This is a genomic window from Staphylococcus sp. GW821-FHT11H10 (genome assembly GCF_058807855.1).
This window is the reverse complement of record NZ_JBXARC010000003.1, coordinates 87,427-112,642: the sequence shown is the minus strand read 5'-3', so window position 1 is coordinate 112,642 and position 25,216 is coordinate 87,427. Positions and strand designations below refer to the sequence as shown.

The following is a 25,216-nucleotide window of genomic DNA, read 5'->3' as shown; positions in this document are numbered from 1 at the left end:
TATGAAATTCACTGTATATGATGGTGGATGCCTTCAGCTGCACGAATACCACTAAAGATACAACCACCTAGGAAAGTACCTTCTAATGCACGATATCCATGAACACCGCCACCACCAAAACCAGATGCTTCTCCAGCGGCGTATAGTCCTTGAATCGGTTGCATGCTTGGATTAAGTGCTTGCCCATCGAGATTCGTTTGAATACCACCGAGCGTTTTACGACTAATAATATTTAATTTTACGGCTATTAAACGTCCGTTTCTTCCACTTAATATTTTATGAGGTTTAGCAGTACGAACGAGTTTATTACCTAAGAATTGACGTGCATTATTGATAAATGCGACTTGTGGATCTTTAGTAAATGGATTATCAATTTGTAAGTCGCGAGCTTTAATTTCATGTTTGATTGTTTCATAGTTAAGTAAGTCATTACCTGCCAAGTCATTCATTTTTCGAACTAGCATGCCTAAATCATCGGCAAGTATGAAGTCAGGTCCCTTATCCATAAAGGCTTCTACTGGAGACGTTGCCTTACTACCTAATCGTTCTTGAAGTAATAATTTGATATCTTTGTCAGTTAAATCTGGATTCTGTTCAGAGCCAGAAAGTACAAATTCTTTCTTAATGATATCTTCGGTTAAAATAAACCATGAATAATCGTAACCTGTCTTCATAATTGTCTCTAGCGTATGCAATGTATCAAATCCAGGGTAATCTGGTGCAGCCATACGTTTACCTGTCGCATCGAACCACATTAATGATGGACCAGGAATGATACGAATACCATGATTAGACCAAATTGGACTATGGTTTTGAATGCCTTCAGTATAATGCCACATGCGATCTTTATTAACGATATTGGCACCGGCATCTTCTGTAACTTGAATCAAGTGGCCGTCAGTTGAATCAGGCACACCTTGTATCATTGTCTTTGGAGGATTGCCTAAACGTTTAGGCCAATATTTTCGAATAAGTGGCATGTTGGCACCAATGCCGCCAGAGGTAATTAGCAATTCATCGACCTCGTAGTGGAACGTATCTATTACGGTACGAGATGATTTCTCTCCGCGTTCAACGTCACTTGGCTCTAAAATGATGCCAGAAATGTGAGTGACTTGATTATGTTCGATGCCAATGTCAGTCACTTGGTGACGTGGCAAGAATTTAAATTGACCTTCTTGTTCTTTTTCAAGTACGAAACGACTAAAGGGTTCCACTAATCCAGGACCTGTCCCCCAAGTAATATGGAAACGTGGTACAGAGTTGCCATGACCAGAAGCTGATGCGCCACCACGTTCAGCCCAACCTAAGATAGGTGTTAAGCGAACGCCCATCTCTTTTAGATAGTTTTCCTTTTCAAAAGTGGCAAATCGCACGTACGCTTCAGCCCATTGTTTCGCCCAATAGTCCTCATCATCTGGACGGTCAAATTGTGCAGATCCTAACCAATCATTCAGTGCAAGTTCGTATGAATCCTTAACGCCTAGGCGTTGTTGAATCTTTGAGTTAACTAGAAATAGCCCGCCGAATGACCAATAAGCTTGACCACCAATCGCTTGACGAGGTTCTTGATCTAACATCGTTACGTGATAGCCTTTCTTTAATAGTTCTGTCGATGCAACTAAACCACTTAAACCAGATCCTATGACAAATATCTTTTTATTCATAAAAAACTCCTCATATTAATTGTTATATGTAGTCTACATATTTTATCAAGTAAAGTAGATATCAGGAAAGTGAAACTAGTAGTGATAGAAAACGGTTTGATAGATAATCTATTTCTACGGGTATATACTTATATCAATAATTCTAAAAGGGGTGGATGAATATGGCATCATTAGAAGTCTTAAATCCAGCGACGAACGAAGTAATTGAAACATTAGAATATACAAGTGAAACAACAGCCAAACAACAAATTGAGAAAGCGCATAAAGCGTTTAAATCTTGGAGAGAAGTAGATGCACATGAACGTGCAGATAAGTTGTATAAATGGTTCTCTTTAATTAATGAACATAAAGATGAATTGGCAGAACTGATTACTAAAGAGGGTGGTAAACCTTTAAAAGAGGCACAAGGTGAAGTGGATTATGCGAATTCATATGTTTCTTGGTATGCCGAAGAAGCTAAACGTATTTACGGACGTACAATTCCAGCTAATACACCTAATAAAAATATTATTGTGAAAAAATTCCCAGTAGGCGTAGTGGGAGCAATAACACCATGGAACTTCCCAGCCGCAATGATTACGCGTAAGATTGCGCCAGCATTAGCTGCAGGTTGTACGATTGTATGTAAACCTGCGACGCAAACACCATTAACTACTATTCGTCTCATTGAATTGGCGCATGAAGCGGGAATCCCAGAAGATGCCGTTCAATATGTCATTATGCCTGGTAAAGATGCAGGTGAATTATTCACAAAACATCCTGTAATGCAGAAAGTTACATTTACTGGTTCAACAAATGTCGGCAAGAAACTTATCGCACAAGCTGCTGAATCAGTTGAAAATGTCACAATGGAACTAGGTGGGCTAGCGCCATTAATCGTTCACGAAGATGCGGATATTGAATATGCCGTAGATCAAACAATTGCCTCAAAATTCCGTAATGCAGGACAAACTTGTATTTGTGCGAACCGAGTTTACGTTCACGAAGCGGTTGAAGCAGAATTTGTTCAACAATTAACGCAAAAAGTCCATGAATTAAAAGTCGGAAATGGTATGGATGAAGACGTGACTATTGGACCATTGATTAACGAAGATGGCGTGAAGAAAGTGGTTAATCAATTGAAAGATGCAGAATCTAAGGGCGCTAAATTATCACGCTCATTAGACGAAGCACAAGAAATGGGCGGCAATTTCTTAAAACCTGTCGTCGTTTCAAATGCGAATCAAGATATGCTTGCAATGCAAGAAGAAACATTTGGACCTATCGTACCGATTGCAACATACTCAGATCTAGAAGATGCCATTCAAATGGCGAATGATACACAATTTGGTTTAGCTGCTTACTTCTTCACAAATGATTATCGTACTGGCTTCCATCTATATAACTCACTTGATTATGGTGTCATTGGTTGGAATGATGGCGGTCCATCAGCAGCTCACGCACCATTTGGCGGTATGAAAGAAAGTGGTTATGGTCGTGAAGGTGGTACAGAAGGCATCGAACCATACTTAGAAACGAAATATTTATCAATAGGTAATATGTAGTAGATGATGTGCGCTTCTCTTTTTAGGGAAGCGTATTTTTTATCGAAAAATTCTTGTGAATTCATTATTTTTGTTTAAAATTACTATATAAATTTTATGAAATCGTTTACATACATCTTTTTCAGTGAAAGAATAATAAAAGATACATAAACTTAGGAGGATGTTATTTATGAGTGAAACTATTCCGGAGAAAATGAACGTTGCATTAATGCATGAACCTTATGATATTGAAATTGTCGAAAGAGATATGCCAAAAGTAGGACCTAAAGATGTCTTAATCAAGATGATGGTAGTAGGTGTTTGTGGTTCTGACGTTCACTATTATGCACATGGTCGTGTTGGTGAATTCGTAGTCGAAAAACCAATCGTATTAGGACATGAATGTGCTGGTATGGTAGCACAAGTTGGGGATGAAGTAACAGACTTTAAAGTAGGAGATCGTGTTGCTATCGAACCAGGTGAACCTTGCCGTGAATGTGAATATTGTAAATCTGGACAATATAATTTATGTCCACATATGGAATTTATGGCGACACCACCATACGATGGTGCGTTCTGTGAATACATAAGCCATCCGGCAGACTTCCTTTATCATTTACCAGACTCAGTGACTTATGAACAAGCAACCCTTGTTGAACCATTCTCAGTAGGTTTACAAGCATGTAAGCGTGCGGATATTAAACCAGGATCAACTGTTGTGATTATGGGTATGGGTCCAGTTGGTTTAATGGCAGTTGTAGCTGCTAAAGCCTATGGCGCAACAAACATTATCGTTTCAGACTTAGAAGATAATCGTTTAGAAGCGGCTAAACGTTTAGGGGCAACAACAGCAATAAATATTAAAAATGAAGACGTCGTTGAACGCATTAAAGAATTAACAGACGGTCAAGGTGTTAACTATGCAATCGAAACAGCAGGTAACCCGATCGCCTTAAGAAGCGCATTAAATTCATTAAAAGATGGCGGTACTTTAGCTATTGTTGGTTTACCTCAAGAAGATATGAACGAAATCAATGTGCCATTTATTGCGAACCATGAAATTAATATTGTGGGTGTCTTCAGATACGCGAATACGTACCCACAAGGCATTCAAATTTTAAGTACAACAGATGCTGATATTGATTCATTATTCACACATCAATTCGAATTAAATGATACGAAAGAAGCCATGGAATTAACACGTACAAGTAAAGGTGATGCCTTGAAAGTAATGGTGTACCCAAACGGTTTCTTAGATAAATAATAAATTTAAAATATGCTTTATTATAGCTTAAAGTTAAGATAAATATGTATTACCCCATAGCCTCCTACCATTTAAAGGTATGGAGGTTATTTTATGTCTGTTTAAACAGATTGTTTGATTAATCGTGCGCGATTGTTTAAGCTTTAATTAATCGTACACGATTGAAAAGAGGTGATGCCATGAATAACGAAGATATGAAACTCGCAAATCAACTTTGTTTTTCTGCTTATAATGTGAGTCGTTTATTCGCGAAATTTTATGAACAACAATTGAAACCATTTGGATTAACGTATTCTCAGTATTTGGTTTTACTCGCTTTATGGGAACACGATAATCAACCCTTACATGAAGTAGGTAAACAGTTAGATTTATCAAGTAATACATTGACCCCACTTTTAAAGAGATTAGAGCAGTCAGGGTGGGTTAAACGACAACGTTCAGAGGCAGATAAACGTCAATTAGTCGTCTCTTTAACGCAAAAGGGGCATGAGCAACAAGAAGCAGTCTTTGAGGCAGTCGCACAATGTTTACCTCCAAAATTTGATGAAACTCAATATAACGAAACGAAAGCAGTCTTAAGCAATTTAGAACAGTCCTTAAAAGCACTCACGAATAAATAAAAAAAGGATGAGTTAAATGAAACAATACGATGTTGTATTTATAGGAAGCGGACACGCAGCATGGCATGCAGCACTAACACTTAAACATGCAGGTAAAGATGTTGCCATTATTGAAAAAGATACGATTGCAGGTACATGTACAAATTATGGTTGTAACGCTAAAATCTTACTTGAAGGACCTTACGAAGTGTTAGAAGAATCAGCACAATATAACGGTATTATTCAATCTCAAGACTTGCATGTGAACTGGGAAAATTTAATGGATTATAAAAAGCAAGTGATTAATCCAATGAATGGTATGTTAAAAGGCATGTTTGAGCAACAAGGTATCGATGTTTATATGGGGGCTGGTGTAATTAAAGATGAGCACACAGTGACAGTGAACGATGAGGAATTACAAACTGAAAATATCGTCATTGCGACAGGTCAACATAGTAATAAATTGGATATTGAAGGTAAAGAATTAACTCATGATAGTCGTGACTTCTTATCTATGGATGAACTTCCAAAACGTATGACATTTATAGGTGTCGGTATAATAAGTGTGGAATTTGCATCAATAATGATCAAATCAGGCGTAGAAGTGACTATGATTCACCACTCTGATAAACCACTTAAAGGTTTTAATCAAACGCACGTAACACAACTTATTAAAAAATTAGAAGACGAAGGCGTACATTTCAACTTTAATGAAGAGACGCAAAAAGTAGAAACAGCAGGCGATGGATACAAAGTTACAACTGAATCTGGCTTAACGATTGAAACAGATTATGTCTTAGATGCTACAGGTAGAAATCCAAATGTAGAAGGTATTGGATTAGAACAAATAGGTATAGAATATAGTAAGAAAGGTATTTCAGTAGATGATCATTTAAGAACAAATGTGAGCAACATTTATGCAAGTGGCGATGTCTTAGATAAAGCTATACCTAAATTAACGCCAACAGCGACATTTGAATCAAATTATATAGCGGCTCACATTTTAGGAATGACGCAAGATGAAATACAATACCCAGCGATTCCTTCAGTATTGTACTCGTTACCACGTCTTTCTCAAATTGGTGTTAGTGTTCAAGAAGCTGAGCAAAGTGAACGTTACACAGTTAAACATATTCCGTTTGGTAAACAAATGGTATTTGAATATAAAAATGAAACGGATGCAGAAATGTATGCCGTATTAGATGAAGAGAAACGACTTGTTGGCGCAGATATTTATGGCGTCGATGCAGCTGATTTAATAAATTTACTCGTATTTATTATTAATCAACGCATGACAGCACAAGATTTAAATCAATTAATCTTTGCTTTCCCTGGTGCGTCTAGCGGTGTCATTGATATGTTAAAAGTGAATATGCTGTAATTTAATATAGATAAATAAAGATACCTACATATTGGAATCAAAGCATTATTGTTCCAAATCATGTAGGCATCTTTGTAAATTTTACTATGCGGGTAGTCTATGATTTTACTTTTGTGATTCTAAGAATTTTTCTGTTACGGCTTTACCAGATTGTGGATTTTGGCCAGTAATAATGCGACCATCAGCGACTGCAAACTCAGTCCAGTTATCACCTTGTTCATAGTTTGCACCACGATTTTTAAGTTCATCTTCAGTAAGGTAAGGAACAACGTCGGCTAAGCCCGCTGCTTGTTCTTCACTATTTGAGAAGCCAGTAACCGTTTTGCCATCGATAATATGTTTACCTTCAGCATCTTTTACATTTAATAGGCCAATTGCACCGTGGCAAACAGAAGCAACAACATCGTTATTTTCATAAATTTCTTGAGTTAGCTTTTGTAAATCTTCATTATCTTTGAAGTCCCAAATTGTACCGTGACCGCCAGCGAAATAAATGACATCATAATTTTCAGCTTTAACTGCGTCAGGTGTAACTGTATGACCAAGACGTGTCATAAAGTCTTTATTCTGATAATATTTCCAATCTAAATCTGTCATCATATCTTCTTGTAAACTTTGAGGGTCAATGGCAGTATATCCACCTTCTGGACTAATATAATGTACTTTATAACCATTTTTATATAAGACATCCGCGAAATGAACAACCTCACCAAACCATAATCCAGTTGGACGATTCATATCAGGATATTTCGTTACACTTGTTACTACAACTAATGCTCTTTTTGTATTCATTGATACGCCTCCTAATTTTATACTACGTTCAGTTTACCCTTTTCGGAAAAGTAAGAAACTGAAGAGGTCGTGAATTAAGTATAATATGTTTCATGTAAAACGATGTAAGATGTATTCGTTGTTAGTCCAACGCAACTTCAATATACTTGATATAATGACTATTTTTTAATGAGAGGAGGAATTTTAATGGCACAAGACAGTGGAAAATTAAAATGGTCAAGCTTAATTATGGGAACGTTACTATTAATTGTTGCAGTTATCATTTTCAGTTATCCTGTTAAAAATTTCTACACACTGACTTGGCTTATTGGCTTGTTTATTCTTATTAATGGTGTGATTCAACTATTATTCCGCCGTGCTGCGAGAGCGCTTGCCGGTAGCGGTTCAGGCTTAATTGTTGTCATAGGAATTATTGATATTATATTCGGACTACTTGTGATATTTAACGTTGGGGCAAGTTCAACCTTCTTCATATTTATGTTTGCCGCATGGTTTATTGTAAGTTCAGTTATTGGACTAATGACCATTTCAAAACAAAGCCGTTTGAAGGGACTATCTATCATTGTTAACGTTTTAGGCTTACTATTAGGAATTATTTTACTATTTAACCCTATGATGGGGATGATTTTAGTATCAACGATGATAGCCATCACATTTGCAATTCTAGGTGTGACTTACGTTATTGATGGACTTGCGTAAATTTTTAGAATAGGGAGAGAGGCAGAATTTTATATGAATTCTTTGTCTTTCTCCCACTTTTTATATTTAGAAGTGGAAATCTTAAAAAGTGAATTCATAAATGGGAAGTATTACAATAAGACTTATTAAACAATGATTCTAGGAGGCATTCATGTGACGTACAATTTTGATGAGATCATAGATCGTCGTTCTACTAATGCGATGAATGTAGAAGGTTATAAAGGCTATTTATTTGGAGACGCAGATACTTCAGATTTAGAAGAACATGATGAACTGATTCGCATGTGGGTAGCTGATATGGATTTCGCGACACCTGAAGTTGTGTTAGATGCGATAAGAGACAGACTCGATAAAAAGATTCTAGGTTATACCAACATATTTGGCACAGATTATTATGAGGCTTTTATGTCATGGACAGAACGACGATTTGGTTATACATTTCCGCAAGAACACCTTGTATTTTCTCATGGGATTGTTGCAGGGTTAATTGAACTTGTAAGCTATATTTGTGACGATGATGATAAAGCGTTGATTTTTACACCAAGCTACGGTCCTTTTAAAATGGCTTGTGATAAAAATAATATTAAGACGGTATATTCTCCTATGATTAATCATAATGGATACTATGAAATCGACTTTGAAGATGTCCGTCAAAAAGTGGAAACAGAAAATATTAAAGTATGTATCTTTGCTAATCCACATAATCCAACAGGTCGTGTATGGTCAGAAGATGAATTAAAGCAATTGGGACAAATTATGGTCGATAATGACGTATGGATCATCTCAGATGAAATTCACTGCGACATTAAACGTGACGGTCAAACACATGTACCTTTTGCTAAAGCAGTGCCAGATTACGATAAGATTGTTACCGCAATGTCTCAAAGTAAGGTATTTAATATAGCAGGCTTAATGTTCTCTAACCTTATTATTCCGAATAGAAGATTATTAAAGACATGGAAGTTACATCACTTTAGTTCTGAGAATCCATTAAGTATCGTTGCGACACAGGCAGCTTATGAAAAGGGCGAAGACTGGTTAGCTGCTATGAATGATTATCTAGACGATAACTTTAAATACCTAGCACAATTTTTAGAACAAGAACTGCCACATGCAGAATTTAAAATTCCAGAAGCAACCTACCTCGCATGGGTTGATCTAAGCTATTACATTAAAGCAAAACACATAGATGAACCAATCGCTAAATATTTCATCAAACACGCCGGCGTTATCATTGAAGGACAAGAACAATTCGTTCATAACGCAGAAGGACATATCAGAATAAACATCGCTGTTCCACGTGAAATCATGATAAAAGGACTGCAAAAGATTAAAGACGCATTAGTTTAAAAAGGAGATAACAAATGTCGATTATAGAGTCTTCGAACAATGGTAATACACCTTTTCAAAAATTATTAGGTCATCAAGAAGAATTAATGCAATCATGGACACAGCTAAGTGATGTGTTAGAAAATGACGGCGCACTTAACAAAGAATTAAAAGAAGAGTTAAGAAGAATGTTAGCGCAAAAGAACGGTTGTCAGTACTGTAAAGCTAAAGGGCAACCTACCGGCAGTCTTAAAGATGAAAAATCGTCCGTTTGCATAGGATTTACAGAAGTGTTTATTAAGATGGGTGACCAAATTCCGGACAATATTATTAACGTACTTAAAGACAGTTTAACAACAGAAGAAATTGTTGAACTCATTGCATTTATTACATTCACAAACGCACAACAAAACTTTGGCGCAATAATGAAATTACAACCGTAATACAACCCTCTAGCCAACTTGGTTAGAGGGTTTTTTATTTGAGTGAGTAGCAAGATAATCTTCCAAATCTTATAAAACTTATATGAAATAATAGAAATAAGTATATAAAAATTTAATTTTACAATTATTTGAAAATTCAAACTCATGAGTATAAAATGTACTTAAAGAAATGAGAAAACGCTTACATTAAGAATATAGCATATCTCATTTCTATGTTTTTACAGTATGTTTTGGGATGCACAACGATATGATCTTACGGAAGTGGGTGATAGTGATGACGGACTCATATGATTTGATTGTGGTTGGTGCAGGACCTGGTGGATATGTTGCCGCTATTCGCGCTGCACAATTAGGTCAAAAGGTTGGAATTGTAGAGAAAACAAACGCAGGGGGGACTTGTTTAAACGTAGGTTGCATACCTTCTAAAACACTACTCGAACATGGAACGAAAGCACATGATATACGTAAGGCTAATGATTGGGGAATTGAGACACAAGCGATGAAAGTGAATTTCTCTAAATTAGTGCAACGTAAACAACACATTGTTAGCACGCTCACAGGTGGTGTGAAGCAATTATTAAAGAAAAACAAAGTTACTTTCATTAAGGGTGAAGCTACTGTAACAAAAGATTTAGAAGTTAAAGTTAATAATCAAACATATCAAGCGAAAGATATTATTCTAGCAACTGGTAGTAAACCTTTTATTCCACCTATTGAGGGATTAAATGACATAAAGTATGAAACGACAGACACATTTTTTGATATAGAAACGTTGCCTAAACAACTCGCAATTATTGGTGGCGGTGTTATCGCTACTGAGTTAGCATCCTCAATGGCTGACTTAGGAGTCGAGGTTACAATGATTGAAGTTAATGAAGATATTCTTCTCACCGAGATTGAAGAAGTACGTGAACTGTTAAAGGACCATTTGAAGAATCAAAGTATAAGAATTTTAACAGGCGCAAAGATATCTAAAGTAACAACCTCTAAAGTGATTTTGGATAATCATGAAGATGTGTCATTTGATACTTTATTAGTGGCAACTGGTCGACAACCGAACATCAAGGTAGCTGAAGATCTAGATATCGATATGGATGGTAAATTTGTACAAGTCGATGAACATTATCAAACAACAATTAATCATGTATATGCTATTGGAGACCTTGTTAAGGGTTATCAACTTGCACATTCAGCGAGTGCACATGGATTACATGTTGTTGAAACTTTGGCTGGATTAAAACCAACGCCAGTATCTCCAAACAATATTACACGTTGTATTTATACTCGTCTTGAAGCAGCATCAGTTGGTTTATCTGAGTCTCAAGCTAAAGAAGCGGGTTATGACGTATCTGTTACACAATCTTCTTTTCAAGGAAATGCAAAGGCACTCGTAAAAGGAGAAGCACAAGGCTTTATTAAAATTGTGACTGATAAAGCATATGGAGAGGTTTTGGGTGCTTTTATTGTTGGTCCACATGCTACAGATTTAATCAGTGAAATATTAGGTGTCAAAGCTTCAGAAGGTACAATGAATGAGTTATCTAACATCATTCAACCACATCCTTCTCTATCCGAAGCAATTGGCGAGAGCGCGGATGCATACTTTGGAAAAGCCATTCATATGTGATAACAGAACAAATCAATGAATGATAGGAGGAACTAACGATGGAAAAAGAACAAGCACGTTGGATTTATAAAACGATGAATGAAATTCGATATTTTGAAGAAAAGGTGCATAAAATCTTTAGTGACGGTAAGATTCCTGGTTTTGTTCACTTATACGTAGGCGAAGAAGCTGTAGCAACTGGTGTAATGTCACAACTTGAAGACGACGACTATATTACAAGTACACACCGCGGACACGGACATGCAATTGCCAAAGGATGTGACCTTAATGGCATGATGGCGGAGATAATGGGTAAACGTGATGGACTTGGTCATGGTAAAGGTGGTTCCATGCACGTTGCAGAAATAGATAAAGGAATGCTCGGTGCTAATGGTATCGTAAGTGGTGGCTTCGGACTTGCTACTGGTGCAGGTATTTCTATTCGAAATCAAGGTAAAAAGAATGTTGCTGTATGTTTCTTTGGTGATGGTGCAGCCAATGAAGGTAATTTCCATGAGGGCCTTAACTTTGCCTCAATCTTAAACCTTCCAGTTATCTTTGTTTGTGAAAACAACCAATTCGGTGAAGGTACAACACATGATTATGCCAGTGCTTCAGAAACAATTGCAGAGCGTGCTTCAGCTTATAACATGCCAGGTGTCAGAGTGGATGGCATGGATGTCGTTGAAGTTTATAAAGCAGCGCAAGAAGCTGTAGAACGAGCAAAAAATGGTGAAGGCCCTACGCTAATTGAGTGTGACACGTATCGTAAATATGGTCATTTTGAAGGGGACGAACAAAAAGTTAAATCACCAAATGATCGTAATGCGGACAAAAACGCAACAGAAGACTTTAAACGTCAAGCACTTGAAGAAGGTTGGTTAACAGAAGAAGAATTAAATGAAATTGAACGAGCAGCTGAACAAGCAGTAGAAGATGCAGTAAAATATGCAGATGAAAGTGAATTACCAGATGTAGATTCATTACACGAAGATGTATTTGCCTAAAAGGAGGTCATAACTATGAGTGAAGAACGCAAGTTAACATTTATGGGTGCAATTAACGAAGCAATCGATCAATCAATGGAACAAGATGATAATGTTATTCTCATTGGTACGGACGTTTCAGGTGGTGCAGGTGTAGAACATATTAAAGATGACGATACATTTGGTGGCGTTTTTGGTGTAACTAAAGGACTTGCGAAAAAATATAGTCGAGATCGTGTTATTGACACACCAATCGCAGAGCATATTACACTCAGCTCTGCTGTAGGTGCAGCAGCTACCGGTATGCGTCCTATTGCAGAATTAATGTTCAATGACTTTATTGGATTCGGTTTAGATCCTATTTTGAACCAAGGTGCAAAAATGCGTTACATGTTTGGTGGTAAAGCTAAAATTCCATTAGTTGTACGTACAGTTCATGGCGCTGGTGCAGGCGCAGCGGCACAACATTCTCAATCATTGTATAACATGTTTGCAGCAATACCTGGTGTAAAAGTAGTCGTTCCTTCTAATCCTTACGATGCTAAAGGTTTATTAATGGCAGCAGTACAAGATGATAACTTAGTAGTCTTTTCAGAAGATAAAACGTTATTAGGACAAAAAGGTGATGTACCTGAAGAACCCTATACAATAGAAATTGGAAAAGCGAAAGTGACGCGTGAAGGTGATGATTTAACAATTGTAGCAATCGGTAAAATGGTGGCAGTAGCTGAAGAAACAGCAGACAAATTAGAAGAAGATAACGTTTCAGTTGAAGTCATTGATTTACGCTCTGTGTCACCATGGGATGAAGAGACAGTTCTAGAATCAGTGAAGAAGACAGGTCGTTTAATTGTAATTGATGAATCAAATCCACAATGTAATGTAGCAGGAGATGTTGCATCTGTTATTGGTGATATCGGTTTTGATTATTTAGATGGACCAATCAAGAAAGTCACTGCACCGGATACACCAGTTCCATTCGCAGCAAACCTTGAACAAGCCTATATACCAAACGTAGATAAAGTATTAGATGTCGCATCTGAACTAATTGAAGACCTGAAACAAGTTAATTCATAGGCAAGGAGGTGTTGAACGATGAGCGAAAATATTATTATGCCAAAACTCGGTATGACAATGAAAGAAGGAACAGTCGAAGAGTGGTTTAAAGCAGAGGGAGATGTGGTTGAACAAGGTGAAAGTATATGTACGATTAGTTCTGAGAAATTGACTCAAGACGTTGAAGCGCCAGCTAGTGGTACATTACTCGAAATTAAAGTTCAAGCCGGAGAAGAAACTGAAGTTAAATCTGTACTTGGTATTATTGGAGACGAAGGCGAAAGTACTGAATCAAGTAGTACGACTGAATCTGAAAACGAAGAACAAAATAACTCACATTCAGAAAATGAAGAACAACAAACGAGCGATACAACTTCTGTAAATGAAGATGATAGTAATCATGATGAAGATACAAATAAGTCTAATAATGTTGAACCCCAAAATGGTAAACGTATCTTTATATCACCACTTGCACGCAAGATGGCGGAGGATAAAAACTTTGATATCACTAGAATTCAAGGTACAGGTGGTAATAATCGTATAACAAAATTAGATATTCAACGTGTAGAAGAGCAAGGATATGATATTGAAGCAAAAAATGAGGATATGCAATCTAAAGAGGATAAGAACACTAAATTTAACAGTGCTAATGTCGGTGAAGGACTAAATCCAATGCGTAAGCGTATAGCACAGAATATGCGTCAAAGCTTGGGCGAAACAGCACAACTCACATTACATCGTAAAGTGGATGCTGACCGTTTGTTAGATTTCAAAAACAAACTATCAGCTGAACTTGAGAATGCAAATCAAGATACTAAATTGACTGTCACAGCATTGCTAGCTAAAGCCATCGTCTTAGCACTTAAAGATTATGGTGCAATGAATGCTCGATATGAAAATGGTCAACTTACAGAATATGATGATGTTCATTTAGGTGTGGCAACGTCACTCGACGAAGGGTTAATGGTACCAGTTATAAATAATGCAGACACTAAAAGTATTGGTGCTTTAGCTAAAGAGATTAAATCTTCAGCAGAAGCGGTACGTGATGGTAATACAAATGATGTTAAACTGTCAGGTGCTACATTCACAATCACCAACATGGGTACGAGTGGCATCGAATATTTCACACCAATTCTTAACCTGAGTGAAACAGGAATACTAGGTGTAGGTGCACTTTCTAAAGAAGTTGTACTTGAAGGAGATAGTGTTAAACAAGTATCACGTATACCGTTAAGCTTAACGTTTGATCATCAAATTCTTGATGGTGCGAGCGCTGCCGATTTCTTAAAAGTATTAGCTAAATATATTGAAAATCCATATCTCTTAATTCTTTAATAACAAATATATTTAATTTGATTAAGGCCCTCAGTACACTAAACAGTGCTGGGGGTCTTTTCATGCTTCAAACTACATTTCCAATCATGTCGCACAACACAAAGTCGCTTTATTGAAAAAGTGAAAATTCTGTCACTTACGTTTATTTGAAATTATAAAAATATAACTCTAATATAAAATTGAAAGGGTATAAAAGCGCTTACAAAAAACGAGTGATTATGTTCATAACAAACGTTATCAAGGGATGAAAACAACTTCAAAGGTGAAAGGGGTACAAATGATGTCTAAATCGTATGATTTGATCGTTATTGGAGCAGGACCTGGAGGTTATGTCGCAGCAATTCGAGCAGCACAACTAGGCAAAAATGTAGCGATTGTTGAGAAACAGCACGTTGGTGGTGTATGCCTCAATGTAGGTTGTATACCGTCGAAGATATTTTTAGAATATGGTGCTAAAATGAGAGATATTAATTCTGCAAACAATTGGGGAATTAAAACGAATCACATAGACATTGATGTAACTAGTCTCGTAAAACGTAAAGATCAAGTGGTTAAGACAGTGACTGATGATGTTCGAGACGCATTAAGACAACACAACGTTGATTTTATTGAAGGGGAAGCAGAAGTTCTTGAAGGATTGAAAGTTCAAGTTGATCAGGCCATCTATACGGCGAAAGATATTATTTTAGCGACAGGAACAAAGCCATTCGTACCACCAATCGAAGGGCTAGACAAAGCGCACTTTGAAATAGCTGATACATTTTTCGACATGGAACAGCTGCCGAAACAACTTGTGATTATTGGCGGTGGCGTTATTGCCTCGGAAATAGCCTCATCAATGGCTGATTTAGACGTAGATGTTACGATTTTGGAAAAGGGCGATAGCATCCTATCTAGTGAAATTAAAGAAATACGTGACCATCTATCAACCTATTTGAAACAACAAGGTGTTAACATCATCACCAATTCAGAAACTAAGAAAGTAAATGCCAAGACTTTGGAAATTGATGGAAAAGATGGTCCTAAGGAAATACCATACGAGACATTACTCTTTGCGACAGGACGACAACCTAATGTTCATGTAGCTAAGGCACTTAATTTAGAACAAAATGGCAAATGTTTACAAGTTAATGAACATTATGAAACTAGTTACGCACACGTCTATGCGATTGGTGATTTAGTGCCAGGCTATCAGTTAGCACATACTGCAAGTGCACACGGTAAATATGTGGCAGAATATATTGCAGGCAAACAATCAGAGACGATTAATCAAGAGGATATACCAAGATGTATTTATACAAGATTGGAATCTGCGTCAGTAGGTTTATCAGAATTACAAGCACAAGAAGCGGGTTATGAGGTTGAAGTGACGACTGCACCTTTTCAGAAGAATCCTAAAGCAATCTTAAAAGGTGAAACACAAGGAATGGTTAAAATAGTAGCGAATAAGCAAGATGGTAAGATTTTAGGTGGGTTTGTCGTTGGACCTCATGCGACAGATTTAATTAGTGAAATCTTAGGCATTAAGGTTTCGGGCGGTACATTAAACGATATTTCTCAAATTATACAACCACATCCTTCTCTATCGGAAGTGATTGGTGAAAGTGCAGATGCATCTTTTGGAAAAGCAATATATCAATAAGTAAGATCGATTATGATCTTTTAAAGTCTTAGTAAAATACATTGATAATCTATACCTTTTAACACATTAGCGATTTGATTATAAATTATACAAAACGAATTATAATATATAAGTTACTAGCATGAAAAATCCCCCAGGCGCGTCAAAGTTGCTGGGGGTTTTAATGTGTCATTTATGTAACTCGTTAATTAACGTAGCGATTAAACCATTAAGTAACTACTATCTTTTATAGTAAGATAGTTGACTTATTTATTAAAATACACTATCTTATATTATAAGATAGTTAATAAAAGGTGATGACATGTCAGTATCTAATCAAATGATGAAGGGGCTTTTAGATGGTGCAATACTTGGACTTATAGCTAAGGGCGAGACGTATGGCTATGAAATTTTAGAGAAATTAAAAGAAAACCAATTTCCTGAAATTAGCGATGGTAGTATTTATCCTGTATTGCTTAGGTTAAGCAAGAAAGGCTATGTTCACACAACCACGCGCAAATCGGATAACGGTGGACCTAAGCGGAAGTATTATACGATTTCTGAAAGTGGACAAGAAGAGTTAGAACGATTCAAAGAGAAATGGAGTTATCTTAACTCAGGAATGAATAACTTATTCGGGAGTGATGAATATGATGACTAAAGAACAAGAGGACTATATATTTAAATTAAAGGCAGAATTAATGTTTAGAGGTAAGGATGAAGATGAAGTACACGCTATTGGAGATGAATTGCAAGATCACTTTGAAATGGCAGAAGCGAATGGTGATGATGTTAGTAATATTTTAAACACACCAGTTAAAGATTATGCCGACAACTTTTCTAAAGAAATGAGTTTTACCAAAGGGTTACCTAAATATTTAACGTACTTCGTACTCTTTATGTTTGCGATATTCACAATTCCAGATTTCTTTGAAAATGAATTTACGATCACATTAGGATATATTTTAAATACAATCTTTATCTTCGTAATAAGTGTTGTCGTGCCATTATTTTTAATAAAAAAAGCTATTATGAAATATGGCGATGCTAAACGTGTGTATGTCTATGCATTCATAGGGGGAGTAGTTCTTTTCTCACTGATGGTTTTAAGTACGTTTATTGCTAAAAGATATCCAATATATACACTTGTGACACTAAATCAAACCCAAAGCATCATTACTGGGCTCATATTATTAGCAATCGTCATGTTACTATGTTTCATAGTTAAACAAAAACTATTTGCACTTGTATTATTTATCGTTTGCTTACCTAATATAATAGGACAAATCTTTAAAGCACATAGCCATTCTAACGAGCAATTTTTAACAATATCACTTGTACTTTACATCGTGTTGATTATTGGAATGAACATCGCATTCTTCGGTCATGCTTATTATACAAATCGAAAAAAGAAAAAGCGTTAGTTAGAGGAAAGTTTAAAATACGAACTATTATATTACGAAACGAAAATAGAAATAATATAACCTTTAATATAAATATTAACTAAGAGCTAAATCACGTCTTACTGAAACTTTGAATGAGATTTAACTTTTTATTGAAAATCAATTAGCTAAAAAATAGTTAGGAGATGGAACCAAAACAATATAAAACATTATGTAAACTTAATATATACTAATTTAAAGTTAGATAGCAAAAAACTTATACCTTTCTTTCAATTAAAATATATACGTTTCTACAATTTGAATTTTTGAAGTTAAATTAAAATCACATATTTTTATGACATATTTTATTATAAATCCATGTATAATTATATTATGTTACTAATTTAATATCTAATAGAGGATTATAATATGACTGATTAAAAAGAAAAAGTTAATACATTAATATGTATATTAAAAGAAGAAAATAAGTTTATTAGAGAAAAAGTATTATTGCTTAGCAATATAGAAGAATTAAAGATATTAAACATTAATAGATTGAGTAGCAGCCAAGAAAATATAAATAACCACATAATAAAATTGAGTAATTTAGAATTAGACAAAGAATACAATTCAAATTTTAAAAATTACATAAGTTAATTTCATAATTAATGTTGCAACTACGAATGAAATAAGTGCTGCTAAGAATACGCCTAATACCATGTGTAAGAATTCACCTTTAGGTGCATTTAAACAATACACGATGAATGAACCTGGTGAAGCTGGACTCTTGAATCCGAAACCAGTTGCTTGGTAAGTTGCTACGCCAGTCATACCACCTAAAATAACAGCGATGAATAATAATGGACGCATTAATACATATGGGAAGTAAATTTCATGAATACCACCGAAGAAGTGGATGATACCTGCACCATATGAAGTTGCTTTCGCTGTGCCTTTACCGAAGATCATGTACGCTAATAAGATACCGATACCTGGTCCAGGGTTTGATTCGATTGCGAATAAAATTGATTGACCTGCACTTGCTGCTTGGTCAGTACCAAGAGGTGTGAATACACCATGGTTAATCGCGTTGTTAAGGAATAAAATTTTAGCTGGTTCTACGATGATACTTACGATTGGTAATAAGTGTAAGTGTACTAAGAATTCAACTGCTACAGATAAGATGTGCATGATGAATTGCATAATTGGCGCCAATAGTTTGAAGCCAAGGATTGTCATAATGAATGCTAGAATACCTGCTGAGAAGTTGTTGAATAACATTTCAAAGCCTTGTGGTGTTCTAGGTTGTAAGAATTGGTCAACTTTCTTCATTAACCAACCAACAAGTGGTCCCATAATCATTGCACCAAGTAACATTGGTGTATCTGGTAATGCAACAATAACCCCCATAGTTGCTGTCGCTGCAACGATACCACCACGTAAGTCGTGAATTAAACGACCACCACTAAATGCGATAAGTAATGGAATTAAGTACGTGATTATTGGTCCTGCTAATTGAGATAATTCTTTGTTAGGATACCAACCATTATCAATGAAAATCGCAGCAATAAAGCCCCATGCGATAAAAGCACCGATGTTTGGCATAATCATACTACTAAGGAATGAACCAAACGCTTGAACTTTACGGCCGAGACCTTTTTTCTCTTGTGTCTCTGTTTGAGCCATAACTACACCTTTTTTTTATTCTGATTTGATAATTCAATTGTAATGGCACAAGAAAGCGTCTACAACACAAAGAAAATGCGACTTTGTCACAGTAATTGTGACAACGGTGTGACAAGGTCATGGAGAGAGTCGCGGAACTATATCAAAGTCCAATGTAAGAACCTTCTACTTATGATAATTATGTGAGAAATTCCATTGAAAATGTTTGAATATGGCAATGAAAAAATGTCATTAGTTATATTTTAAATGCGCAATAAGTTATTACTTATTTAAAGATTAAATGATAGGAAACAGGTTATAGAACAAGTAAGAAACAATATAAGGAGTGTTGTTTATGACTGGAAATACAGGAAACGGATGTGTGAAATGTGGACATACGGAAGTGGAAGAGGGAACATTATCAGCAACAGGATCTGGACTATCTAAGATGTTTGATGTGCAGCATAACAACTTTAAAACAATAACTTGTAAAAATTGTGGCTATACAGAATTTTATAAAACAAATAATAATAGAACGAGTGATATTGTCGATTTATTCTTTGGTGGATAATTGAATATCAATATTTATGTCAGAATCAGCGACTTTCTAGGCGCTGGTTCTTTTTTGTTTGGTAAAAGGGAGACTTCGGGTTGTGTGATGTTAGAGGTGCGGATGTCTAAATTCAAATAAATTCAACCTAAATTACTAAGAATTTGAATAATTTGAGCAGTTTATATACCTAACTTTCTTAACTATTGGTACCATAGTTTTATTAATTAAAACATATTTCCAGGGTTATATCGTTAGGAGGGTTAGGATGAATTCCAATACTGAATTTAAAAAAGGGATTCTATATGCGTTAGGTGCTTATGTATTATGGGGTATCTTGCCAATTTATTGGAAATTAATTGGTGGCGTTAGTGCATTTGAAATCTTAGCTTACCGCATTGTATTATCTATGATCTTTATGATACTAATGATCGTAGTTTTAAAGAAATCACAAACGTTCAAACGTGATTTAAAACATTTATTCTCACATCCAATTGAACTAATCGTCATTATTATTGCTGGTTATGTGATCACAATTAACTGGGGAACGTTCATCTGGGCTGTGTCAAATGGACACGTACTTCAATCTAGTTTAGGTTATTATATTAACCCATTAGTAAGTATATTATTAGCGTTCATCTTCCTAAAAGAAAGATTCAATAAATTTGAAACGTTAGCAATCATCTTTGCGACAATCGGAGTTCTGTATATGACGATTCGCGTTGGAGAATTCCCAGTCATCTCATTAATGTTAGCATTCTCATTCGGTATTTATGGCTTGTTGAAGAAGATTGTTAAAATTGAAGCCATAAGCAGTATCGCGATTGAATGTATCGTTACAGCGCCAGCCGGATTAATATATATGATTTATTTATGGAACACTGGAACATCATCAGTAGGTTTGAATATGGACACATTCTGGTTGATGTTCTCAGGTGCAGTAACTGCCATTCCATTAATCTTATTCTCAGCCGGTGCCAAACGTATTCCGTTATCTCTAACAGGATTCATTCAATACGTTGGTCCAACAATCATGTTCTTTTTAGGCATCTTCGCATTTAAAGAACATTTTGATGCGCAACAATTGGTTACATTCGCTCTCATTTGGTTCGGTATCGTATTGTACAGTATTTCTCAATACGTGAAAATGAAACGTAACCCTAGACCTGAATAATTTACAATAAGGCTTGGGACATAAATAATATAATGATGCTATTTTGCAAATTCGCAGTAGCTGACTGAACTGAGAAGGCGCCTAAATTAAGCTTTTCTCAGTTCTAGTCATCCTTGCGGGCGGGGCCCCAGCAAAGAGAATTTCATCAAGAAATTCTACAAGCAAAGCAAGCTGGGAGTGGACGACGAATTCAATATGAATTCTGTTCAGCTCCCTTTTTTCTGAATAAAAATTAATAATCTTCAAAACTTAGTTATGTATAAGTGAGATTAATTAAACTGTTTGATTCATTCAATTGCCTCTTCTATTGGATAAATATTTCCATCTTTATCTTTATACATGCCCATTTCATTCAATTTATCATCTTCAGATTCAATGTTTGTTAAGTAAAAATGGTGATCTTTCTTAAGTTGTCTATATTTAAAGAAAAATATTAAACATAAGACACTGTTGAAAACTAAAATTAACTTTTTCACTTTATTAACCCCTTTAAATTGTAGTAAATATAAAAATTTATATTTATAAAAATAACGAAAGTAATTACATATATTATGGTATAATAATGAATGATTTATATATTATAGTTACTATTCAATATAACATTTGTATTGTAACGCATATAACTGTTCAAAAGTAGATATATTTTACAATAATTAAAAAAATAATAGAAACTCATAGTAATATTATGATAATTTGACTTTAGTTGAAAGAAGGGGTTTAATTGCAAATTATTAAACAAGATGGATCCATACTACATATCTATTTTGAGAATCCTATTAATAAGATTGAAAAACTTTACATAAAGAATGAATTTAATTCACTCACGCTAGAGAAGACTAATGGGGATTTACATTTTAAAATAGACTTAGTAGAAGTTGCTAAGCAATTTATTCAGTATGAAAATAAGAAAATATACATAATAGTGGAAGAGTCAACGCCAATTTTGACAACTCAAAGTAACTTGAAAGTTACAAATAGCCAATCTGAAGTTTCAGGTTTGACTGAAGTGCTCATTGATGACAGTGAGAACATCAAAATACAACCCTATATCACTCGAAATGGTTATTTACATTTATCATTGGATGATGTGGATTTAAATAAAACATATTTTTCAAGAAGACATATTGATACGCTTAAAATAAACAATAGCGAAGCGATTATAGAAGGCCAGTTTGCAACGCTAAATTCGACATTAAAAGATGTGCAACTACTAATAAAAACGAGATTAACTGACAGAGAAAAGTTCGTAAATATTAATCTTGAAGAAATTGGAAAGACGAAAAATGCATCGACTTATAATTTTTCGGTAGATATCTACAAAGATTTGATAGAATTCATGAAGTATGAATATAAAAATGAAGATATTATAGATATTTACTTAAGTATTAAAGTACTAGAATCATCGGAGAATTTAAGAATAAAAATCGGAAATCCTAGAATAATGGCGGAAAAGCTATTAAAGGGTGAAATAATCACTGAGTTTAACGGTAATATAGTGTCACTTACACCTTATTTCACGATGAAAGGTCGTAATTTATCTTTTAGAATTAATACGTATGACATCGATAGTTACTTAACATATGTGGATGAGTTAAAAAGACCAAAACGTCCCAACTTCTTAAAAAAGGAAAATCAAAAGATTTGGGTAATTGGTGAAAAATCATATAAAGCTCAGGACAATGGTTATCACTTCTTTAAATATATGAGAACATATCACCCAGATAAACCTGTTTATTATATTATTGAAAAAGACTCTAAAGAAGCTGAAAATGTTTTGCCTTTCGGAAATGTCATATTCTATAATTCAGCGGAACATTTCAAAATTATGATTAAAGCAGATTACATTTGTACTACGCATCATCCGGAATTAATTTATCCTACAACGAGTGACATTTATACACGTAAAATAAAAGCCGTTAAAGTATTTTTACAGCACGGGGTTTTAGGTACAAAAAACTTAAGCAACATCAATGGTAACCAGTTAAAAGATTTTAATGTTGATTTATTTATCACGAGTTCTAGCAGAGAGAAAGAAATCGTTGTAAGAGATTTGAATTTCTTCAGTAATCAAGTTGCTGTTACAGGATTAGCAAGATTTGATGAATTGTTTAATCCTAATGTAGAAGTTAAAAATCAAATCTTAATTATTCCAACATGGAGAGATTGGTTAATGAGTATTGATCGATTACAAACATCGGAATATTTAAAACGAATGAACGATTTGCTTCATAGTCAGAAATTAAAAGAAATAGCTAACAAAGGTACGGACATTATTTTTTGTTTACACCCTAATATGCAACCTTTTATTGATTATTTTGATGTGCCAAGCTATGTTACGAGTATTAAGCAAGGGGATATAGATGTTCAGAAATTGATAAAAGAAAGTAAATTAATGATTACGGATTATTCAAGTGTTGCCTTTGATTTTAGTTTTTTAAATAAACCAGTCATCTATTATCAATTTGATAGAAATGAATTTTTAGGAAAAGAAGCGTCTCATATTGATATAGAAAAAGAATTACCGGGAATCATTGTTAATGCTCAAGATAAATTAGAAAGAGAACTGGATAATATACAAAAGAAACAATTTAAAATCGATGAGGCATTAGAGAAACGTATTGATCGATTTATTGCGTATAAAGATCGAAACAATTGTGAGCGAATATTTGATGCAATTACTAACTTTAGAGAGACGAGTAAAGTGAAAAGTAAAATTAAGTATGATATTCTTTCGCAACATGTAGTTAATCGTTTTAGAAAAGATAAAAAATACTTTAAAGTTATGGAAAAATTTAACACGGGATTAACACGCTTATTACCTGTGAAGAAAGATCTAATTGTGTTTGAAAGTAATGTAGGAAAATTAGTAGGCGATAGTCCGAAATTTATATATGACGAATTAAAGAAATATAATAAGAAATATCAAATCGTTTGGGCTACTAATACGCTTTATCCATTCAATGATCCGAATGTGAAAACAGTTAAGAGATTGTCACCGGAATATTTCTATTACTTATCTAGAGCGAAATATTGGATAAACAATCAAAACTTCCCACACTATCTAAGAAAACATAAAGATACGATTTATATACAAACTTGGCATGGAACACCGTTGAAAAAAATGTTAAATGATGTTGAAACATTCCAAGGACGAGATGCAAATTATAAAAATAGAGTGAATCAAGCCATTAAAAATTGGGATTATTTAATTTCTCCAAGTCCTTATGCAAGCGCGTGCTTTAAAACAGCATTCGATTTCAAAAATGAAATTCTTGAGATAGGTTACCCAAGAAATGATGTCTTTTATAATGTGGAAAACACTGACATGACAGAGAAGAAAAAATTAATCAAACAAAAACTAGGTATTGAAAGTAATAAAAAAATCATTTTATACGCACCGACTTTTAGAGATGACGAAATTAATAAAGCCAAAAAACACATCATCAATCTGAAACTTGACTTACCAAGGTTGAAGGAAAGTATTGGAGATGAATATATTCTCATTTTACGCCCACATATTATTATTAGTAACGCGTTAAATTTAAGTGAATCACTAAATGATTTTGTCGTCGATGGTACTAAATATCCAGAAATCAGTGATCTGTATTTAATTACAGATATATGCATCACAGACTATTCGTCAGTCATGTTTGATTTTGCAAATACAAAGAAACCATTATTATTCTTCACCTATGACTTAGAATTTTATAAAAACAAATTACGTGGCTTTTATTTCGACTTTGAAAAAGAAGCACCAGGTCCATTAATTAAAACAAATGATGGCTTAATCGAAGCAATAAAAAATATTACTAACGTACAAGAAGAGTATGATGATAAATATCAAGTCTTTTACAATCGTTTCTGCACCTTTGAAAAAGGCATCGCTTCTAAAACGATAGTAGACAAATTCTTTAAACAAGACTGCTAAACATATTTTGACTCCTTTGATAGAAATAGTTGAAGGGGGAGTGGGACAGAATTCTTTTTAAATTCGTCGTCCCACTCCCAACTTGCTTTGCTTGTAGAATTTCTTAGTGAAATTCTCTTTGTTGGGGCCCCGCCCACAAGGATGACTAGTACTGGAAAAAGCTTGATTTAAGCGCCTTTTCAGTTCAGTCAGCTACTGCGAATTTGCAAAATA

20 protein-coding genes and 1 pseudogene are annotated in these 25,216 nt (G+C 34.8%); 17 read left to right on the top strand and 4 right to left on the bottom strand.

The window, feature by feature from the left end; genetic code table 11:
- Window positions 1-8: 8 nt before the first annotated feature.
- Window positions 9-1,667, bottom strand: coding sequence for an FAD-binding dehydrogenase (locus AC1RRU_RS03070; RefSeq protein ID WP_493196438.1), 1,659 nt, complete (start codon window positions 1,665-1,667; stop codon window positions 9-11).
- A 161-nt stretch (window positions 1,668-1,828) separates the two neighbouring features.
- On the opposite strand from AC1RRU_RS03070, the gene AC1RRU_RS03065 reads away from it, so the two are divergent.
- The 4 genes from AC1RRU_RS03065 (at window position 1,829) to AC1RRU_RS03050 (ending at window position 6,434) form a co-directional block, all read left to right on the top strand.
- Window positions 1,829-3,211, top strand: a complete 1,383-nt coding sequence (locus AC1RRU_RS03065) for an NAD-dependent succinate-semialdehyde dehydrogenase (protein WP_011274543.1) — start codon at window positions 1,829-1,831, stop codon at window positions 3,209-3,211.
- A 169-nt stretch (window positions 3,212-3,380) separates the two neighbouring features.
- On the top strand, window positions 3,381-4,454 hold the full coding sequence (locus AC1RRU_RS03060; protein WP_070855341.1) for an NAD(P)-dependent alcohol dehydrogenase: 1,074 nt from the start codon (window positions 3,381-3,383) through the stop codon (window positions 4,452-4,454).
- Between the two features lie 179 nt (window positions 4,455-4,633).
- Window positions 4,634-5,074, top strand: a complete 441-nt coding sequence (locus AC1RRU_RS03055; protein ID WP_011274545.1) for a MarR family winged helix-turn-helix transcriptional regulator — start codon at window positions 4,634-4,636, stop codon at window positions 5,072-5,074.
- Window positions 5,075-5,090: 16 nt separating this feature from the next.
- Window positions 5,091-6,434 carry a dihydrolipoyl dehydrogenase family protein gene (locus tag AC1RRU_RS03050; RefSeq protein ID WP_049426611.1) on the top strand — a complete coding sequence of 448 codons (1,344 nt, stop codon included), beginning with the start codon at window positions 5,091-5,093 and terminating at the stop codon, window positions 6,432-6,434.
- A gap of 105 nt (window positions 6,435-6,539) precedes the next feature.
- Here the strand turns inward: AC1RRU_RS03050 and AC1RRU_RS03045 are convergent, their stop codons facing one another.
- Complete coding sequence (locus tag AC1RRU_RS03045; protein WP_493196437.1) at window positions 6,540-7,226, bottom strand: type 1 glutamine amidotransferase domain-containing protein; 687 nt, start codon at window positions 7,224-7,226, stop codon at window positions 6,540-6,542.
- A gap of 186 nt (window positions 7,227-7,412) precedes the next feature.
- On the opposite strand from AC1RRU_RS03045, the gene AC1RRU_RS03040 reads away from it, so the two are divergent.
- The 10 genes from AC1RRU_RS03040 to AC1RRU_RS02995 all read left to right on the top strand — a co-directional run bounded on the left by AC1RRU_RS03040 (window position 7,413) and on the right by AC1RRU_RS02995 (window position 17,728).
- The gene (locus AC1RRU_RS03040) at window positions 7,413-7,925 is read left to right on the top strand and encodes a DUF308 domain-containing protein (RefSeq protein ID WP_049394793.1); all 513 of its coding nucleotides are present in this window, start codon (window positions 7,413-7,415) and stop codon (window positions 7,923-7,925) included.
- 153 nt (window positions 7,926-8,078) lie between these two features.
- Window positions 8,079-9,275: a 3M3SH-releasing C-S lyase gene (locus AC1RRU_RS03035; protein WP_049426612.1), complete on the top strand. Its 1,197-nt coding sequence runs from the start codon at window positions 8,079-8,081 to the stop codon at window positions 9,273-9,275.
- A gap of 14 nt (window positions 9,276-9,289) precedes the next feature.
- A complete protein-coding gene (locus tag AC1RRU_RS03030) occupies window positions 9,290-9,697 on the top strand; it encodes a carboxymuconolactone decarboxylase family protein (RefSeq protein WP_011274551.1) in 408 nt (135 codons plus the stop codon).
- Window positions 9,698-9,971: 274 nt separating this feature from the next.
- Complete coding sequence (gene lpdA / locus AC1RRU_RS03025) at window positions 9,972-11,324, top strand: dihydrolipoyl dehydrogenase (protein WP_053016184.1); 1,353 nt, start codon at window positions 9,972-9,974, stop codon at window positions 11,322-11,324.
- A gap of 38 nt (window positions 11,325-11,362) precedes the next feature.
- On the top strand, window positions 11,363-12,310 hold the full coding sequence (locus tag AC1RRU_RS03020; protein WP_011274553.1) for a thiamine pyrophosphate-dependent dehydrogenase E1 component subunit alpha: 948 nt from the start codon (window positions 11,363-11,365) through the stop codon (window positions 12,308-12,310).
- Window positions 12,311-12,325: 15 nt separating this feature from the next.
- On the top strand, window positions 12,326-13,366 hold the full coding sequence (locus AC1RRU_RS03015; protein WP_011274554.1) for an alpha-ketoacid dehydrogenase subunit beta: 1,041 nt from the start codon (window positions 12,326-12,328) through the stop codon (window positions 13,364-13,366).
- 18 nt (window positions 13,367-13,384) lie between these two features.
- On the top strand, window positions 13,385-14,683 hold the full coding sequence (locus AC1RRU_RS03010; RefSeq protein WP_011274555.1) for a dihydrolipoamide acetyltransferase family protein: 1,299 nt from the start codon (window positions 13,385-13,387) through the stop codon (window positions 14,681-14,683).
- Between the two features lie 280 nt (window positions 14,684-14,963).
- On the top strand, window positions 14,964-16,325 hold the full coding sequence (gene lpdA / locus AC1RRU_RS03005) for a dihydrolipoyl dehydrogenase (RefSeq protein WP_053020130.1): 1,362 nt from the start codon (window positions 14,964-14,966) through the stop codon (window positions 16,323-16,325).
- A gap of 301 nt (window positions 16,326-16,626) precedes the next feature.
- A complete protein-coding gene (locus AC1RRU_RS03000) occupies window positions 16,627-16,965 on the top strand; it encodes a PadR family transcriptional regulator (RefSeq protein ID WP_016930553.1) in 339 nt (112 codons plus the stop codon).
- A complete protein-coding gene (locus AC1RRU_RS02995; protein ID WP_037537486.1) occupies window positions 16,955-17,728 on the top strand; it encodes a membrane protein in 774 nt (257 codons plus the stop codon). Before AC1RRU_RS03000 ends, AC1RRU_RS02995 begins: the two co-directional genes overlap by 11 nt.
- 609 nt (window positions 17,729-18,337) lie before the next feature.
- Here the strand turns inward: AC1RRU_RS02995 and mtlA are convergent.
- Window positions 18,338-19,372: pseudogene (mtlA, locus tag AC1RRU_RS02990) on the bottom strand (mannitol-specific PTS transporter subunit IIC); the annotation flags it as partial.
- A gap of 334 nt (window positions 19,373-19,706) precedes the next feature.
- Between mtlA and AC1RRU_RS02985 the strand changes: the two are divergent.
- Window positions 19,707-19,922 carry a zinc ribbon domain-containing protein gene (locus tag AC1RRU_RS02985; protein WP_037537490.1) on the top strand — a complete coding sequence of 72 codons (216 nt, stop codon included), beginning with the start codon at window positions 19,707-19,709 and terminating at the stop codon, window positions 19,920-19,922.
- 247 nt (window positions 19,923-20,169) lie between these two features.
- A complete protein-coding gene (rarD, locus tag AC1RRU_RS02980; RefSeq protein ID WP_016930561.1) occupies window positions 20,170-21,075 on the top strand; it encodes an EamA family transporter RarD in 906 nt (301 codons plus the stop codon).
- Window positions 21,076-21,362: 287 nt separating this feature from the next.
- Here the strand turns inward: rarD and AC1RRU_RS02975 are convergent, their stop codons facing one another.
- On the bottom strand, window positions 21,363-21,551 hold the full coding sequence (locus tag AC1RRU_RS02975) for a hypothetical protein (protein WP_016930562.1): 189 nt from the start codon (window positions 21,549-21,551) through the stop codon (window positions 21,363-21,365).
- Between the two features lie 245 nt (window positions 21,552-21,796).
- Here AC1RRU_RS02975 and AC1RRU_RS02970 point away from each other — a divergent pair, with 245 nt between their 5' ends.
- Window positions 21,797-25,003 carry a CDP-glycerol glycerophosphotransferase family protein gene (locus AC1RRU_RS02970; protein ID WP_053016467.1) on the top strand — a complete coding sequence of 1,069 codons (3,207 nt, stop codon included), beginning with the start codon at window positions 21,797-21,799 and terminating at the stop codon, window positions 25,001-25,003.
- Window positions 25,004-25,216: the final 213 nt, after the last annotated feature.

What these genes read in the sequence shown, in the direction of transcription:
- AC1RRU_RS03030 (WP_011274551.1), top strand. Translation starts at nt 9,290, where the DNA reads ATGTCGATTATAGAGTCTTCGAACAATGGTAATACACCTTTTCAAAAA.
- lpdA (WP_053016184.1), top strand. Translation starts at nt 9,972, where the DNA reads ATGACGGACTCATATGATTTGATTGTGGTTGGTGCAGGACCTGGTGGA.
- AC1RRU_RS03000 (WP_016930553.1), top strand. Translation starts at nt 16,627, where the DNA reads ATGTCAGTATCTAATCAAATGATGAAGGGGCTTTTAGATGGTGCAATA.
- AC1RRU_RS03050 (WP_049426611.1), top strand. Translation starts at nt 5,091, where the DNA reads ATGAAACAATACGATGTTGTATTTATAGGAAGCGGACACGCAGCATGG.
- AC1RRU_RS03040 (WP_049394793.1), top strand. Translation starts at nt 7,413, where the DNA reads ATGGCACAAGACAGTGGAAAATTAAAATGGTCAAGCTTAATTATGGGA.
- AC1RRU_RS03045 (WP_493196437.1), bottom strand. Translation starts at nt 7,226, where the DNA reads ATGAATACAAAAAGAGCATTAGTTGTAGTAACAAGTGTAACGAAATAT.
- AC1RRU_RS03010 (WP_011274555.1), top strand. Translation starts at nt 13,385, where the DNA reads ATGAGCGAAAATATTATTATGCCAAAACTCGGTATGACAATGAAAGAA.
- rarD (WP_016930561.1), top strand. Translation starts at nt 20,170, where the DNA reads ATGAATTCCAATACTGAATTTAAAAAAGGGATTCTATATGCGTTAGGT.
- AC1RRU_RS02995 (WP_037537486.1), top strand. Translation starts at nt 16,955, where the DNA reads ATGATGACTAAAGAACAAGAGGACTATATATTTAAATTAAAGGCAGAA.
- AC1RRU_RS03055 (WP_011274545.1), top strand. Translation starts at nt 4,634, where the DNA reads ATGAATAACGAAGATATGAAACTCGCAAATCAACTTTGTTTTTCTGCT.
- AC1RRU_RS03020 (WP_011274553.1), top strand. Translation starts at nt 11,363, where the DNA reads ATGGAAAAAGAACAAGCACGTTGGATTTATAAAACGATGAATGAAATT.
- AC1RRU_RS03060 (WP_070855341.1), top strand. Translation starts at nt 3,381, where the DNA reads ATGAGTGAAACTATTCCGGAGAAAATGAACGTTGCATTAATGCATGAA.
- AC1RRU_RS02985 (WP_037537490.1), top strand. Translation starts at nt 19,707, where the DNA reads ATGACTGGAAATACAGGAAACGGATGTGTGAAATGTGGACATACGGAA.
- lpdA (WP_053020130.1), top strand. Translation starts at nt 14,964, where the DNA reads ATGTCTAAATCGTATGATTTGATCGTTATTGGAGCAGGACCTGGAGGT.
- AC1RRU_RS03070 (WP_493196438.1), bottom strand. Translation starts at nt 1,667, where the DNA reads ATGAATAAAAAGATATTTGTCATAGGATCTGGTTTAAGTGGTTTAGTT.
- AC1RRU_RS03065 (WP_011274543.1), top strand. Translation starts at nt 1,829, where the DNA reads ATGGCATCATTAGAAGTCTTAAATCCAGCGACGAACGAAGTAATTGAA.
- AC1RRU_RS03015 (WP_011274554.1), top strand. Translation starts at nt 12,326, where the DNA reads ATGAGTGAAGAACGCAAGTTAACATTTATGGGTGCAATTAACGAAGCA.